17 protein-coding genes are annotated in these 13,813 nt (G+C 61.0%); all 17 read right to left on the bottom strand.

The window, feature by feature from the left end; genetic code table 11:
- Nucleotides 1-11 precede the first annotated feature (11 nt).
- Nucleotides 12-956, bottom strand: coding sequence for a tetratricopeptide repeat protein (locus HMPREF2807_RS07605; protein ID WP_070511581.1), 945 nt, complete (start codon nucleotides 954-956; stop codon nucleotides 12-14).
- The gene (locus HMPREF2807_RS07600; RefSeq protein WP_049155059.1) at nucleotides 953-1,261 is read right to left on the bottom strand and encodes a thiamine-binding protein; all 309 of its coding nucleotides are present in this window, start codon (nucleotides 1,259-1,261) and stop codon (nucleotides 953-955) included. The genes HMPREF2807_RS07605 and HMPREF2807_RS07600 overlap by 4 nt, the downstream gene beginning before the upstream one ends.
- Before the next feature lie 10 nt (nucleotides 1,262-1,271).
- The gene (locus HMPREF2807_RS14175; RefSeq protein WP_083306701.1) at nucleotides 1,272-1,556 is read right to left on the bottom strand and encodes a hypothetical protein; all 285 of its coding nucleotides are present in this window, start codon (nucleotides 1,554-1,556) and stop codon (nucleotides 1,272-1,274) included.
- Entirely contained in the window at nucleotides 1,556-2,248 is a 693-nt protein-coding gene (nucS, locus tag HMPREF2807_RS07595) for an endonuclease NucS (protein ID WP_049155061.1), read from the bottom strand. The genes HMPREF2807_RS14175 and nucS overlap by 1 nt, the downstream gene beginning before the upstream one ends.
- 23 nt (nucleotides 2,249-2,271) lie before the next feature.
- Entirely contained in the window at nucleotides 2,272-2,757 is a 486-nt protein-coding gene (locus HMPREF2807_RS07590; RefSeq protein ID WP_070511579.1) for a DUF2550 domain-containing protein, read from the bottom strand.
- A 174-nt stretch (nucleotides 2,758-2,931) separates the two neighbouring features.
- A complete protein-coding gene (locus tag HMPREF2807_RS07585) occupies nucleotides 2,932-3,300 on the bottom strand; it encodes a F0F1 ATP synthase subunit epsilon (protein WP_049155064.1) in 369 nt (122 codons plus the stop codon).
- Between the two features lie 10 nt (nucleotides 3,301-3,310).
- Nucleotides 3,311-4,759 carry a F0F1 ATP synthase subunit beta gene (gene atpD, locus HMPREF2807_RS07580; protein ID WP_010187062.1) on the bottom strand — a complete coding sequence of 483 codons (1,449 nt, stop codon included), beginning with the start codon at nucleotides 4,757-4,759 and terminating at the stop codon, nucleotides 3,311-3,313.
- 3 nt (nucleotides 4,760-4,762) lie between these two features.
- Nucleotides 4,763-5,746 carry a F0F1 ATP synthase subunit gamma gene (locus HMPREF2807_RS07575; protein ID WP_070511577.1) on the bottom strand — a complete coding sequence of 328 codons (984 nt, stop codon included), beginning with the start codon at nucleotides 5,744-5,746 and terminating at the stop codon, nucleotides 4,763-4,765.
- Nucleotides 5,747-5,802: 56 nt separating this feature from the next.
- Nucleotides 5,803-7,443 carry a F0F1 ATP synthase subunit alpha gene (atpA, locus tag HMPREF2807_RS07570; RefSeq protein ID WP_010187069.1) on the bottom strand — a complete coding sequence of 547 codons (1,641 nt, stop codon included), beginning with the start codon at nucleotides 7,441-7,443 and terminating at the stop codon, nucleotides 5,803-5,805.
- 60 nt (nucleotides 7,444-7,503) lie between these two features.
- Entirely contained in the window at nucleotides 7,504-8,319 is an 816-nt protein-coding gene (locus HMPREF2807_RS07565) for a F0F1 ATP synthase subunit delta (protein ID WP_010187070.1), read from the bottom strand.
- A gap of 6 nt (nucleotides 8,320-8,325) precedes the next feature.
- Nucleotides 8,326-8,898 (bottom strand): F0F1 ATP synthase subunit B, encoded by a 573-nt coding sequence (locus HMPREF2807_RS07560; RefSeq protein ID WP_010187072.1) that lies wholly within the window; start codon nucleotides 8,896-8,898, stop codon nucleotides 8,326-8,328.
- Nucleotides 8,899-8,943: 45 nt separating this feature from the next.
- Nucleotides 8,944-9,186, bottom strand: coding sequence for an ATP synthase F0 subunit C (locus HMPREF2807_RS07555; RefSeq protein WP_010187073.1), 243 nt, complete (start codon nucleotides 9,184-9,186; stop codon nucleotides 8,944-8,946).
- 98 nt (nucleotides 9,187-9,284) lie between these two features.
- The gene (gene atpB / locus HMPREF2807_RS07550; RefSeq protein WP_049155068.1) at nucleotides 9,285-10,097 is read right to left on the bottom strand and encodes a F0F1 ATP synthase subunit A; all 813 of its coding nucleotides are present in this window, start codon (nucleotides 10,095-10,097) and stop codon (nucleotides 9,285-9,287) included.
- Nucleotides 10,098-10,543: 446 nt separating this feature from the next.
- Nucleotides 10,544-10,978 (bottom strand): Cg1360 family ATP-synthase-associated protein, encoded by a 435-nt coding sequence (locus tag HMPREF2807_RS07545; protein ID WP_049155069.1) that lies wholly within the window; start codon nucleotides 10,976-10,978, stop codon nucleotides 10,544-10,546.
- 16 nt (nucleotides 10,979-10,994) lie between these two features.
- Nucleotides 10,995-12,170 carry an MraY family glycosyltransferase gene (locus tag HMPREF2807_RS07540; protein ID WP_049155071.1) on the bottom strand — a complete coding sequence of 392 codons (1,176 nt, stop codon included), beginning with the start codon at nucleotides 12,168-12,170 and terminating at the stop codon, nucleotides 10,995-10,997.
- Nucleotides 12,171-12,180: 10 nt separating this feature from the next.
- Nucleotides 12,181-12,858, bottom strand: a complete 678-nt coding sequence (locus tag HMPREF2807_RS07535; protein WP_070511575.1) for an L-threonylcarbamoyladenylate synthase — start codon at nucleotides 12,856-12,858, stop codon at nucleotides 12,181-12,183.
- A 54-nt stretch (nucleotides 12,859-12,912) separates the two neighbouring features.
- Nucleotides 12,913-13,809, bottom strand: coding sequence for a peptide chain release factor N(5)-glutamine methyltransferase (gene prmC, locus HMPREF2807_RS07530; RefSeq protein ID WP_070511573.1), 897 nt, complete (start codon nucleotides 13,807-13,809; stop codon nucleotides 12,913-12,915).
- Nucleotides 13,810-13,813 lie beyond the last annotated feature (4 nt).

Here is a 13,813-nt window from a genome sequence, read left to right as displayed (position 1 = left end):
CTACGCCGTCTTTAGTACAGCGCGCTTGCCAGCTTCGTGCGCGCAGCAAGCACGCGAGGGTCGCCGGAGTCGAAGAGCCCAAAGAGCTCCAAGAGGCGAGTCTTGAGCTGCTCCTTGTCATCCCCGGCGGTGCGCTTCATGGCGTCGATGAGGCGCTCGAAGGCGCGGTCAGGGGCACCGGCGACAACCTCCGCGTCGGCGGCATCGAGCTGCTTGGCCACATCCTCCGGGGCGGCATCCGCCGCGGCGATGGGATCCTCGCTGCGATTAGCTGGGTCCAAACGCTTGAGCAGCAGTGTGGTGTCGCGCGCTTGCTTAATCTCCACGTTGTCTGGCTCGGCGGCCAAGATCTCATCGTAGGTCGCAATGGCCGCATCGAAATCGCCGCGGTTGAGTGCGTCTTCCGCAAGGCTCAGGCGCGGATCCGCTGCTTCCTCTGCGGGGCTCTCCCCCGCCTCGCCCTGTTCAGACAAGCCCTTGAGCTGGGGGCCGAGCTTCTCAACGATCGCCGCGATCCACTGCTCCAGGTTCTCACGCGGCTGTCCGCCCTCGAAGTTGGTGACTGGCTGGCCGGCTGCAATGGCAACGGTGGTCGGCAGATTCTGCACGCCGAAGACCTGCGCCACCTGGGGCACCACATCAGCGTTGATATATCCGACGATGAACTTCAGCCCACCGGCGGCCGCCATCTCCTCGAAGTCCTTCTTGAGCTGCTCGGAGGCAGGCGAGCGCGGCGAGCCGATCAAGGCAATAACCGGCACCTCCGCGGAGCGGCGTACCAAGTCATTCTCAAAGTTCTGCTCGGTGACCTCGAAGAAGGGCGCGATCCCTTCGCTGGAGCCGCCGGAGCTAGCGGCTCCGGCGCTTGCAGCCTGTGTCTGGGCTTGCGCCCGTGCCTCCGCCTGCTGCTTGATCGCACCCAGGTCGAGGGCTCCTCCTACGTACGGTCCGGTCACTTATTCTCCTCCAGGTAACGGTTAACGGAATCTACTTTTTGGGTGATCTGCCCGGTCACGCCTTCGCGGATATCGGCCTTAATCACCAGGCTCGTGCGCGGCGACACGGCGCGTACGGCATCGGTGGCCTCCTTAATGACCGCGAAGACCTCGTCCCATTCACCCTCGATGATGGTGAACATGGAATTGGTCTCATTGGGCAAGCCCGAAGCACGGACAACACGCACTGCTTCGGCCACGGCCTCGGACATTTCAGCGCTTTCATCGCCCACGACAGTGGGCGCTACGGAAAAGGCAACAATCATGCCCGCCATCCTACCGCCGGTCCCAGCAGTGCCGGTGCCAGTGTCGACGGTCCTCACCGCGCCCACCGGTATCCCGTGGCCAGGCCACGATGTGCGCCACCCCGGGAGGGATGTTTTGGTTGCATCCTGGACAGACGTAATACTTCTGGGCGGCAGCGCTGCCGACGTGCCGCATGATGAAGGGCTCGCCATTGGTCCAGCTCGGCCCTGCCACCGTCTGCGAGCCCAGGAAGGCGCTGCCATCGCGCGGCAGCGAGCGCGGCTCCTCGCAGATTCTGCGGTTGCGGCGTGGCACTAGAACAACCGCAGCTCGTTGGATTCGATGCCGCGCAGCTCCTGGTAATCCAGGACCACGCAGCGGATGCCGCGGTCCTCCGCCAGTGTCCTGGCTTGGGGCTTGATTTCCTGCGCGGCGAAGACACCATGCACGGGTGCTAGCAAATCATCGCGGTTAAGCAGTTCGAGGTAGCGCGTGAGCTGCTCGACGCCATCGATGCCCCCGCGGCGTTTGACCTCCACGGCGACGAACTCGTTCTCAGCGTTCTTCGCCATAATGTCCACCGGGCCAATAGCCGTGGGGTACTCGCGGCGCACCAGAGAGTACTTCTCCCCCAACGTTTCGATGTGCTCGGCCAGCAGCTCTTGCAGGTGGGCCTCCACACCGTCCTTGACCAAGCCCGGATCTTCACCTAGCTCCATGTCGATATCCTGGTGGATCGCAGCAATGGTGATGCGCAGCTGCTCACCCTTGGGGTTCTCCACCAACCACAGCTTTTCCCCGGTGTCTTCGCCATCGATATCCTCAATCGCTGACTCCTCAAAGGTGCACGGCGGCGTCATCCAGTTCAAGGGCTTGTAGGCGCGATCATCCGCGTGGATGGACACCGAACCATCGGCCTTAATGAGGATGAGCCGATCCGCCATCGGAAGGTGGGCGTCGAGGCGGCCGACGTAGTCTACGGAGCATTGGGCGATGACAAGACGCATGTCCTCTACCCTATCGTTGAGCGCTACTTCTTAGGTAAACGGGTAGCCCGTTGGCGCATCTGGTGATAGTCCAGCTTTTCTTGGCGCTTCGACGGAGCCGACTCCACCCACGCGTTCAGGGCCATAATGCCCTGCGCATCGGAGGCAATCTCGTAGTCCCGCCCATCGATGCGAATCTGGATAATTTGGTGATCCGAGGGCATAAAAGAAGCCTCGTCATCGTCCATCGGGCGAGTCTTACCCAATTCGATGTCGAGGCGATTAAAACGCTTATTGGCGCGCGGCATGACGGAGCGAAGCTTAAAGTAATTCATATACTCGCCGTCATAGCGCACGAGACCATGACGCCAAGAATGAGAGTCCTTCGACGGTAGTTGGCGCAAAAGGATGCTCGTGCCGCGGGAGCGCACGGTGAAAAAGCGCACCGCCGCCAGGATGAGGAAAACCAGAAGGACCAGTGCACACAGACCTAAAAGAATTGTTAGCCCCTGAAGCACCTGAGAATTCATGGGTTGATTGTACCGCCGTTGGAGTAGACAACGCTAGTCATTGCTCAGAGTTACTCGTCTTGGGGGCGGAGAAGACGAAGGAACCCCACCCCCTCTTAGCGAGGTTGTGGGGTTCCTAAGTGAAAGTGGGAAGGGCGGTCATTGCTGCCCGTCGGTTCCCTCTCCGCTCATCCGTTAGCTGTTGAAGCGGCGTACGGCGCGCAGTGCAGCTTCGCCGCGAGACCTTGTCAACTCACGCTCAGACTTCAGGTCTTCCTGTGCCTGGGCTTCATCGACCTCGCGGGCCCAGATGGCCCAATCGGCGAGGACGGTGATCTTGTTCTCGGACACGGAGAGGAAGCCACCCTGGACTGCAGCGACGCGACGGTCGCCGTCGACTGGGTGGATGGTCACAACACCATTGTCGATCAACTGACCGACCATGGGCTCATGACCAGGAAGCACGCCGATCTCACCCTCGGTGGTCTCAGCCGTCACCATGGTGGCCTTTCCGGTCCACAGCAGGCGCTCGACGGAAACCAATTCGGCGGTGATGTCAGCCATGTGCCTCTCCCTACTTCTTCTCAGTCAGCTTCTTGTACGCAGCCTCGACGTCGTCCAAGCCACCCAGGCCGTTGAAGGCCTGCTCCGGGTAGTGGTCGAATTCGCCGTTGCAGATGCGCTCGAAAGCATCGATGGTATCGGCCAGCGGCACGTAGGAGCCCGGCAGGCCGGTGAACTTCTCTGCGACGAAGAAGTTCTGGCCCAGGAAGCGCTCGATACGGCGAGCACGCTGAACGGTAATCTTGTCTTCCTCAGACAGCTCGTCCATACCAAGGATGGCGATGATGTCCTGAAGCTCCTTGTTCTTCTGCAGGATACCGATGACGCGCTGTGCAACCTCGTAGTGGCGCTCGCCCACGATGGACGGCTCCAGAATACGAGAGGTAGAGGTCAGCGGGTTCACTGCCGGGTAAATACCCTTCGAAGCAATACCACGGTCCAACTCGGTGGTGGCATCGAGGTGGGCGAAGGTGGTCGCCGGAGCCGGGTCGGTGTAGTCATCGGCCGGCACGTAGACGGCCTGCAGGGAGGTAATGGACTTACCCTTGGTGGAGGTAATACGCTCCTGCAGCACACCCATCTCATCAGCCAGAGTCGGCTGGTAACCCACGGCGGAAGGCATGCGGCCCAGCAGGGTCGACACCTCAGAACCGGCCTGGGTGAAACGGAAGATGTTGTCGATGAACAGCAGCACGTCCTGGTTCTGCACATCGCGGAAGTACTCCGCCATGGTCAGGCCGGACAGAGCCACGCGCATACGGACTCCTGGCGGCTCATCCATCTGGCCGAAGACAAGTGCGGTGTCCTGGAGAACGCCCATCTCTTCCATCTCGAGGAAGAGGTCGGTGCCCTCACGGGTGCGCTCGCCGACGCCGGCGAAGACGGAGGTACCGGAGAACTCGCGTGCGATACGAGTAATCATCTCCTGGATAAGAACGGTCTTACCCACACCTGCACCACCGAACAGGCCGATCTTGCCGCCCTTCACGTACGGGGTCAGCAGGTCGATGACCTTAATACCGGTCTCCAGAATCTCGGTCTTACCCTCGAGCTGGTCGAAAGCCGGCGGCTCGCGGTGGATGCCCCACTGCTCGCCATCGCGGCCCAGACCCGGCTGGTCAAGGCAGTCACCGAGGGCGTTGAAGACGTGGCCCTTGACCACATCGCCCACCGGGACGGAAATCGGCTTGCCGGTGTCGGTCACGGCGGCACCGCGGACGAGGCCGTCGGTCGGAGCCATGGACACGGCACGGACGAGGTTGTCACCGAGGTGCTGAGCGACCTCAAGGGTGACGGTCTTTGCAACAGCCTCGAGGGTCACCTCGACGGTCAGTGCGTTGTACAGTGCCGGCAGCCCGCCACGCGGAAACTCCACGTCGACGACCGGACCGATGACACGCACCACACGGCCGGCGGTAGCCGACGACTGTGTGTTCTGCTCTTGCAGAGCTGTAGTCATAATCTAGTCACTTTCTGCGCTTTCGGCGAGCGCCCCAGCGCCACCGACGATCTCTGTGATTTCTTGGGTAATCTGCGCCTGACGGGCCTGGTTGGCCACGCGCGAGAGGTCCTTGACCAGCTCGGTAGCGTTGTCGGTTGCAGACTTCATTGCGGTACGGCGTGCGGCGGACTCGGAGGCCGAGGACTCCAAGAACATCGCAAATAGGAGGCGAGACACGTACTGCGGAAGCAGCGCTTCCATCAGGGTGTCCGCATCCGGCTCGAAGTCGTAATCAGGGGTGATCTGATTGTTCGGCTCGGCGTCGGAAAGCGCGGACTCACCCAGGTTGTAGTCCTCTTCCTCGATAACCGGTACCACCGGCAGCAGCTGCTGCACACGCGCGGTCTGGGTCAGCATGGACTCGAACTCGGTGTACACGACGTGTACCTGGTCGAAACCGCGAACGGTCTCGCCCTCCACGTTAATGCCCTCGCGGGTCTTGGCCTGGCCGTTCGAACCGGCGACGAAGCCGTCGATAATGTGGCGGCGCACATCGTGCGTCTTTTCCCAGGTCGGATCCTGCGAGAATCCAGTCCAGCTGCCTGCGACCTCGTCCTCACGGAACTTGTAGAAGCCAACGCCCTTGTTGCCGGTCACGTAGCGGACGGTCTCGAAACCCTCGCTCTTGAGCAGGGCTTCCAGCTCGGCCGCCTTCTTGAAGATGTTGTTGTTGTAGCCACCGCACATACCGCGGTCCGAAGAGACCACGAGAATAGCGGCAACCTTCGCATCTTCGCGTTCCCGGAGCATCGGGTGATCCAAGGACGTGTGCGCCGCCAGCTTGTTAAGCACGTTGGACAGTTCACGTGCATAAGGCTGCGCCGCTTCTACCCTGGCCTGAGCCTTGGTAATGCGCGAGGTAGCAATGAGCTCCTGTGCCTTGGTGATCTTCTTGGTGGAATTGACGGACCGGATACGGTCACGCAGTTCACGAAGATTAGCCATGGTGTTCGCTCCTCCCTTCTTTTTCTAGACGGTTAATTCTTAGAGCGTGCGAAACTCTATTTGGCCGTCTTGCGGGAGACGTTGAGCTCGGTCTTATTCACATCATCCGCGGCGAGCGGGTCAACCGGCGCCTCGGTACCAAGGTTGTTGCCCTCGGTCGTGCGGAAGGACGGAGTGAAGTCCTTTGCTGCTGCAACAAGTGCATCCTTGGACTCGTCGGTCAGAGCGGTACCGCCCTGGATCTGCTCGAACACCTGCGGGGTTGCAGAGTTGAGGTGGTCGTGCAGCTCCTTCTCGAAGCGGCGTACGTCCTCGACGGGAACGACGTCGAAGATGCCCTGGTCTGCGAGGAAGATGGACACCATCTGGTACTCGACAGGCTGCGGGGAGGACTCGGACTGCTTGAGCAGCTCGACGAGGCGCTCACCGCGCTCCAGCTGAGCCTTGGAAGCCGGATCCAGGTCGGATGCGAAGGCCGCGAAGGCCTGCAGGTCACGGTAGGCAGCCAGCTCGAGACGGAGGTTACCGGCAACCTTCTTCATACCCTTGGTCTGTGCGGCACCACCAACACGGGAGACGGACACACCGACGTTAATTGCCGGACGGACGCCCTGGTTGAACAGGTCGGACTCCAGGAAGACCTGGCCGTCGGTAATAGAAATAACGTTGGTCGGAATGAAGGCGGAGACGTCGTTCGCCTTGGTCTCAATGATCGGCAGTGCGGTCATGGAACCTGCACCCATGTCGTCAGAGAGCTTTGCAGCACGCTCCAGCAGACGGGAGTGGAGGTAGAAGACGTCGCCCGGGTAAGCCTCGCGGCCCGGCGGACGGCGCAGCAGAAGGGAAATCGCACGGTAGGCCTCAGCCTGCTTGGTCAGATCATCGTAAATGATCAGGACGTGGTTGCCCTGGTACATCCAGTGCTGACCCAGAGCTGCACCGGAGAACGGTGCCAGCCACTTGAAGCCGGCGGCGTCGGATGCCGGAGCAGCCACGATGGTGGTGTACTCCAGAGCGCCGTGCTGCTCCAGGGTGTGGCGCACACCAGCAATGGTGGAGCCCTTCTGGCCGATGGCGACGTAGATGCAGCGGACCTGCTTGTTCTTGTCGCCAGACTCCCAGTTAGCCTTCTGGTTCAGGATGGTGTCGATACAAACGGCGGTCTTACCCGTCTTACGGTCACCAATGATCAACTGACGCTGACCGCGACCAATCGGGGTCATCGCGTCAATAGCCTTGATGCCGGTCTGCATCGGCTCTTCCACCGGCTGACGCTGCAGCACGGACGGTGCCTGCAGCTCGAGGACGCGGTCCTCTTCAGCGGTGATCGGGCCCATGCCGTCAATCGGCTGGCCCAGGGGGTTGATAACGCGGCCGAGGAATTCCTCGCCCACAGGGATGGAGAGAACCTCGCCGGTCCTCTTGACCTCGTCGCCTTCTTTAAGCGACTCGAAGTTGCCCAAGACCACGACACCGATGGAGTTGGTGTCAAGGTTCTGTGCGACGCCAATTACGCCGCCGGGGAACTCGAGCAGCTCATTCGCCATGACGGACGGCAGGCCCGAAACCTGCGCAATACCGTCAGCTGCCGAAATGACCACGCCGACCTCCTCACGGGAGGCCTCCGCGGAGTAGCTCGAGGTGTAGTTCGCAATCGCGCTACGGATCTCGTCGGAGGAGATCGTCAGCTCCGCCATGTTCTTCCTGCTCTCGGTAGTATCTTCCAGCAATTACTTAATCGTTTCTGTCGTTTCGGCTTATGCCATCTGCGCGCGAAGGCGAGCAATCTTGCCTGCCGTCGAACCATCGATGACTTCGTCGCCGACGCGGATGGTCATACCACCGAGGAGGCTGGTGTCAACCTCAGAGTGGATGGACATCGCACGACCATAAATTTTGCCCAGCTTTTCAGCGAGTGCTGCCCGCTGGCTATCGTTCAGCTCACCCGCCGAGGTCACGCGCGCGATGGTACGGCCCTGCAGCTTGGCTGCAGTGTCCGCCAATCCGGCGAGATCATCAATCGGGTTCTGCTCCGGGCGGCCAATGGCCTGCAGCGCAAGCGCTTCAGTAACCATCGTGACCTTGCCGTAGAGCACGCTTGCCAGCAGCCCAACCTTGCGGTCGGACGTCGCAGTACGGTCTGAAAGCAGCTGGGTCAGTTCGCCTTCGCGGTCAAGCACGCGCGACAGGGAGAAGAGTTCGTCTTCCACCTGGCCCAGCTTGCCCTCAAACTCAGCGCCGCGCAGCAGTGCGCGACGGCCAAGGATGATAAGGCCGCGGGCGATATCACGCGGGGTCGACCACTGTGCGGCGGCTGCCTCCTGGAGCACCTGCAGTGCTACCGGGGAAACCTTGCCGCCGAAAAGGGTCTGGACCAGGGACTTGCGCTCCTCAGAGGTGGAGGCGTCGTCGGTCAGCGCGACGCGCAGCTCGCGGTCGCCGTCGAGAACGCGGACCACCTCAAAGAGGTCCTGGCCTGCCTGGGTAGCAGTCGCCACCGAGCGGTCACCGGAGAGGAACTCATCCAGCTTGGACTCAACGGTAGCGAGTGCTTCGCGGCTAGCTGCCTTCATCGTTGCCTACTTTCCGGCCGGTGCCACAGTGTCGAGCTCGGACAGGAAGTTATCAATGGTGGAGGACTGCTTGGTGGCGTCCGAAAGTTCGCCGCCGAGCAGCTTCTCTGCCAGGTTGATGGAGTTCTGTCCGATGTCGGAACGCAGCTCAGACACGACCTGTGCGCGGGAAGCTTCAAGCTGCTTCTCGCCAGCGGTCAGAATGCGACGAGACTCTTCTTCTGCAGCTTCCTTAGCCTCTGCCTCGATCAGCTTGCCGCGCTCGCGCGCCTGCTCACGAATCTCCGCAGCCTCTGCTCGCGCGTCAGCGAGCTGAGCATTGTACTTTTCCAGAGCGGCCTTTGCTTCGGCCTGCTGAGCCTCCGCACGCTTAAGGCCACCTTCGATCCGGTCTTCACGCTCCTGCAGCATCTTGTTGTATGCCGGAAGAACGAGCTTCCAGAACACAATCAGGATGATGGTGAACGGAATGATCGACCAGACCAAGTCGTACATCTTGGGCAGAAGGATAGAGTTGCCCGACTCGAGGGGCAGGGTTTCACTTCCTTCTGCTGCAAGGTAGTAAATGACGTTGTTCATGGGGCTCCGTTCTTAAAGTTCGATTTACTTTGTGTAAAGCGCTCTTTAGAACAGGAAGCCTGCAACGAGGCCAATCAGGGCGAGGGCCTCAACGAAGGCGATACCCAGGAACATGGTGGTACGCAGCTGGCCAGCCATCTCCGGCTGACGTGCCATGCCCTCGACGGTCTTGCCGACGAGGATACCGATGCCCAGACCCGGGCCGATGGTTGCGATGCCGTAGCCGATGGCGCCGAGGCCCTTGAGGGTGGACTCGTCAGCAGCCTGAGCAAGAATGATTTCGTTCATGATGAAAGTCGTTCCCTTTCAAAGTTTTCCCACGGATTCTTCCGCGGGGGATGTGGTGGTTTTGGGGTATTTAGTTAACCGCGAGGTTCGCGTTGTTGTTAGTGCGAATCTGCATGCAGCGACAGTTCGATGTATACCGCCGTCAGCAGGGCGAAAATGTATGCCTGCAGGAAGATGACGATAATTTCGTACAGCGTGAACAGAACCGCTGCGACCAGAGTGAGGCCACTCAGTGCGGTCCAACCGTTGAACTGGAAGAAGAAGAAGTTCGTTGCCGAGTACAACAGGACCAAAATGAGGTGGCCAGCCAGGAAGTTCGCCATCAGACGAAGAGCCAGCGTGACTGGGCGCATGACAAACGTAGAGAAAGCCTCAATCGGCACGACAAGCACGTGCAGCAACGGCGGCAGGTTAGGAATAACCACCGAGGACTTGATGAACTTGCCGAAGCCAAAGCGCTTGGCGCCGGCGTAAATCATGGCGATGTACGCGACGACAGCCAGCACGATTGGCATACCAATACGAGCGTTCGGAGAGATGTTTAGAGCTGGAACAATAGTTGCTACGTTCCAGAACAAAACACCGAAGAAGATCGTGGCCAAGATCGGAAGGAATCGACGTCCTTCCTTGCGGCCCAAGATGTCTTCTGCGATGTGAATTCGTACGAAGTCAATCGCATGCTCCGCTACGTTTTGCAATCCTTTAGGAACCAGCTTCGGGTTCCTGAAGGCGACAACAAAAAGGAGCACCAGGATGGCCGCCATGAACAGACGAACCAGCATGATGCGATCCAAAGCGAACCAACCGTTGGCGAAATCGGCGAAAAGAAGATCGACGACTTCACCATCATCGGTTACGTGCCCCGGGAAAAATTCTGGATCCAGTTCGGGTGCGTGAAACTCACCCTTCATGGCCAATGTCGTAACGCTCAGCGTTCTCTCCCGTGTTCGGGCCACACAGCTTGTCGAAGGCTATGTGGTGCGATGGACGTCTCAAGCTCTTTGCCCTGTCTACGGACTCCGTCGCACATCAGCGTAAACAGGGCAAGGATAAACCGTACTTTTTCGGGATAGCATGACGCTAACCCGCGGTAACCCGAAGAGAATGCTATCAGTTCGCCCTCAAGTTTTCGCACGTGGGGGACCCGTTGCGGCCCTAAAGGCACAGCCTAGTGCCAGTGGGCCCTATAAAACGCCCACATTCTGCCGAAACCCCGCCAAGTGTATTTGGTCACACACCCGCGTTTTCCCACCTTGACGGGGGTAACGGGGGCTGTCGCCGTGGCCACTTAACTACACAAAAGCCACCCTCCCGGGGTCACCGGAAGCAGTGGCTCACTCTAAAAGGTCGAGACTGGCTAAGACACGTAGGTCACGTTGGATGTAATCACACCCCAGACCTCAGTGCCGAGTGTTACCGCCAGCGCCAGCAGCACGGTGACGAAAAGCGCCATCGTGTCGTAGAACTCAAGATCCTTAATCAGCAACAGCACCATAATCAGGATGACCACCTTGAGCAGCCAGCCGCCGAGCACCACCGCCATCGTTGTCGACGGCGTGGTGCGCGCGGTAAGAAGAACTGAGGCCGCGGTAAAGAGCACGAAGCCACCGCCAATGGCCGCGCCGACGAGTACGCCCCAGATCCCAGGCAACCCGCGGACACCGCCCCAGATAGCCAGGGACGCGATGGTCACGACGACAAGGCCGATGGCTCCGAGGCGGAGCGCACGCTTGAGGGGGCGCCGATGATCGTCGTACGGCGAAAGCTCTTCGGAGGTCGTTGAATCAGTCACAGCCCCATACCCTACCTCAGGAGGGATCCGTTTCCAGCACCACGCTGGTGGGACGCGGCTGGCGCCCAAGCTTGCCCTGGCGCAGCGGAATTAGGGTCACGCCAAAGGCAACGACGAGCGCGACAAGCGCTAGTACGACGGCCACGGGCGCGGGGACGATGGAAAAAGAGACCGCCCCGAAGGCCACCGCAGAGACCCATAGGTACAGCACCAACACGGTGCGGCGGTGTGTATGTCCCAGCGAGAGCAGCCGGTGGTGGATGTGGGCCTTGTCCGCGGCGAAGGGCGAGCGCCCCTGGGATACGCGCCGGATCACGGCCCAGACAAGGTCCAGGACTGGAATAAAGACGGCGGCTACCACGACGATGACGGGCGACATCAGCGCCACGATGTCCACGGTTCCATAGAGCGACATGTTGATCTTGCCCGACGCGGAGGTGGATGCAGCCGCCAGCAGCAAGCCAATGAGCATCGCCCCGCTGTCCCCCATGAAGATGCGGGAGGGTTCAAAATTATGCGGGAGGAACCCGGCGCACACGCCCACCAGCGCCGCCGCGATAATCGCCGGCGGATAGGCGGAGACCGCCCCACCCTGGTCGTGCAGCACGGTCAGCGAGAAAACCAGGATGGCACCACCTGCAATCATGCCCAGCCCGGCAGCCAGCCCATCGAGCCCGTCCACGAAGTTGATGGCGTTGATGAGCAGGACCGTAAAGAACGTAGTCAAGAGTGTTCCCTGGACCTGGTCGAGGATGACCGTGGTTCCATCACCAAAGGGCAAGAAGAGAAGAGTCCACGTCAGACCGAGACCGCTCATGATGGCCGCCGCCACCAATTGCCCGATCAGCTTGACCAGAGCACTCAGTTCCAGCAGGTCATCCACCACGCCGACGATGACAATGGCCGCGGCTGACCACAGCACAGCGTTCATCTCCGGCGTGACCGGCATAAACCCGCGAGTCAAGGCTGGAAGCTGGCCCGCGAGATAGACAGCAGCCGCAAACCCCGTGAACATGGCAACGCCACCCAACTGCGGGGTGGGTTGCGAGTGACTATCACGCAGACGAATCTCCGCCACCTGGCCGCTGCGCACCAAGACGCTGCGCACCAGTCCGGTGGTGATGTAGGTAAACGCCGCCGCGACGAAAATGATCAACGCCAGTTCGCGCAGCGGCACTCCGGTTCCAGCCACTGATGTCTCCTTAAGAGGATTGGCTACCCGGCCGGGTGCGCAAGGACTCTGCAGACACTCCGATGACCTCGCCAATCTGCTCGGCGCTCAGCGCGCCTTCGCGCAAGAGGTAGGGGCGCGGACCGGATAGATCGATAATGGTGGAGGGCTTGCCCACCTGGGCTTCTCCCCCATCCAGGTAGACCGTGACGGCCTTGCCCAGCTGCTGCTTGGCGGCAATCGCGGTGGTCGGCGGGGTTTGTCCGGAAATGTTCGCGGAGGAGACCGCCATGGGGCCGACCTCGCGGAGGAGTTCAATGGCAATGGGGTGCAACGGCATGCGCAGCATCACCGTGCCGCGGGTATCTCCCAAGTTCCAAGGCAGCGAAGGCGCTTGCGGCACCACGATGGACAGCCCACCCGGCCAGAAGGCCTCGATGAGGGTCTGCGCGGTGTCATCCAACGAAGCGACAAGCCCCTTGACGGTGTCCCAGGAGCCGACGAGCACCGGCACCGGCATGTCCGGGCCGCGGTGCTTGGTGGCCAAAAGGCTGGCCACGGCATCGTTATCGAAAGCATCGCAGCCCAGCCCGTAGAGCGTGTCGGTGGGCATCACGACGAGTCGGCCTGACTTGGCTGCTTTGACGGCAAGTGCCATGCCTTCCTCGCGCTCAGCAGCGTCCGCACAGTTATAAATCTGTCCCTGCATTGGTCTCTCCTTTAATCCCGTTCCTATCGGCTTGTCGACCAATCTTCGACCAATCTACTGTACTCCCCGCTTCGCTGTGACAAATCGTGCGGTGCCAGTGAGGTCCTTGAGCACCTCGATATCGCTGAAGCCGCCGTGCGCGCGCAGGGCTTCCTGCACTTGTTGGGAGGTCTCGTCGTCGTGCTCAATGCCCACCCGCCCGCCGGGGCGCAGCAGCGCGGCGATGGTCGGGATCATCGCGGTGATGGTCTCCATGCCGTCTGCTCCCCCAAACACCGCATCGTGCGGATCCTGGTAGACCTCTGGGTCCAGGTCCGGGGTCTCCGGAACGTAGGGTGGGTTGGTGAGCACGAGGTCAACGGTGTCGTGCAGCTCCGACAAGAGCTGGGCGTCGGTGACGTCGCCCTGCACCACGTTCACAGAACCCGCCCGGCCGCGCGCAGCGGTTGCGGCATTGCGCCGGGTGTAGGCCAGGGCGGCGTCGGCAAGCTCCACTGCCCACACCTGGGCCTGCGGCACATAGTGGGCGACGTACAGCGCCAGCGCCCCGGATCCGGCGCACAGATCCACGACGCGGGGAGATTGCGGGTCAAGTTTCGTCATCTTTCCCGAGTTAAATCTCTGAAGAGATTTAACTCCCCAGTCGGCGAGCACCTCCGTCTCCGGGCGCGGGATGAACACGCCGGGGCCCACCTCGAGTTCGAGGGCGCCGAACCACGCCACGCCCAGGATGTGCTGGAGGGGCTCGCGCGCTTCACGACGCCCCACCAACGCCCCATATGCCACGTCAAAGCCGGGCATCGGAGCCTCGTTAAGCGGGATGTCCATGTGGCCGCAGTGGATGAGGTGGGCAGCCAGCAGGCGCGCGTCCCACTCGGGTGAAGGTACCCCGGCAGCGCGAAGGCGCTCCGTGGCATCACGAAGCGCCTCCCGATAGGTGTGAAAAGTCACCGAA

The sequence above is a fragment of the Corynebacterium sp. HMSC074A09 genome (genome assembly GCF_001811545.1).
GTDB classification, from domain to species: Bacteria; Actinomycetota; Actinomycetes; order Mycobacteriales; family Mycobacteriaceae; genus Corynebacterium; species Corynebacterium hiratae.
This window is presented reverse-complemented; position numbering and strand designations above follow the sequence as displayed.

Coding starts and splice junctions, on each gene's coding strand:
- HMPREF2807_RS07600 (WP_049155059.1), bottom strand. CDS start 1,261: ATGATTGTTGCCTTTTCCGTAGCGCCCACTGTCGTGGGCGATGAAAGC.
- nucS (WP_049155061.1), bottom strand. CDS start 2,248: ATGCGTCTTGTCATCGCCCAATGCTCCGTAGACTACGTCGGCCGCCTC.
- HMPREF2807_RS07590 (WP_070511579.1), bottom strand. CDS start 2,757: ATGAATTCTCAGGTGCTTCAGGGGCTAACAATTCTTTTAGGTCTGTGT.
- HMPREF2807_RS07585 (WP_049155064.1), bottom strand. CDS start 3,300: ATGGCTGACATCACCGCCGAATTGGTTTCCGTCGAGCGCCTGCTGTGG.
- atpD (WP_010187062.1), bottom strand. CDS start 4,759: ATGACTACAGCTCTGCAAGAGCAGAACACACAGTCGTCGGCTACCGCC.
- HMPREF2807_RS07575 (WP_070511577.1), bottom strand. CDS start 5,746: ATGGCTAATCTTCGTGAACTGCGTGACCGTATCCGGTCCGTCAATTCC.
- atpA (WP_010187069.1), bottom strand. CDS start 7,443: ATGGCGGAGCTGACGATCTCCTCCGACGAGATCCGTAGCGCGATTGCG.
- HMPREF2807_RS07565 (WP_010187070.1), bottom strand. CDS start 8,319: ATGAAGGCAGCTAGCCGCGAAGCACTCGCTACCGTTGAGTCCAAGCTG.
- HMPREF2807_RS07560 (WP_010187072.1), bottom strand. CDS start 8,898: ATGAACAACGTCATTTACTACCTTGCAGCAGAAGGAAGTGAAACCCTG.
- HMPREF2807_RS07555 (WP_010187073.1), bottom strand. CDS start 9,186: ATGAACGAAATCATTCTTGCTCAGGCTGCTGACGAGTCCACCCTCAAG.
- atpB (WP_049155068.1), bottom strand. CDS start 10,097: ATGAAGGGTGAGTTTCACGCACCCGAACTGGATCCAGAATTTTTCCCG.
- HMPREF2807_RS07535 (WP_070511575.1), bottom strand. CDS start 12,858: ATGCAGGGACAGATTTATAACTGTGCGGACGCTGCTGAGCGCGAGGAA.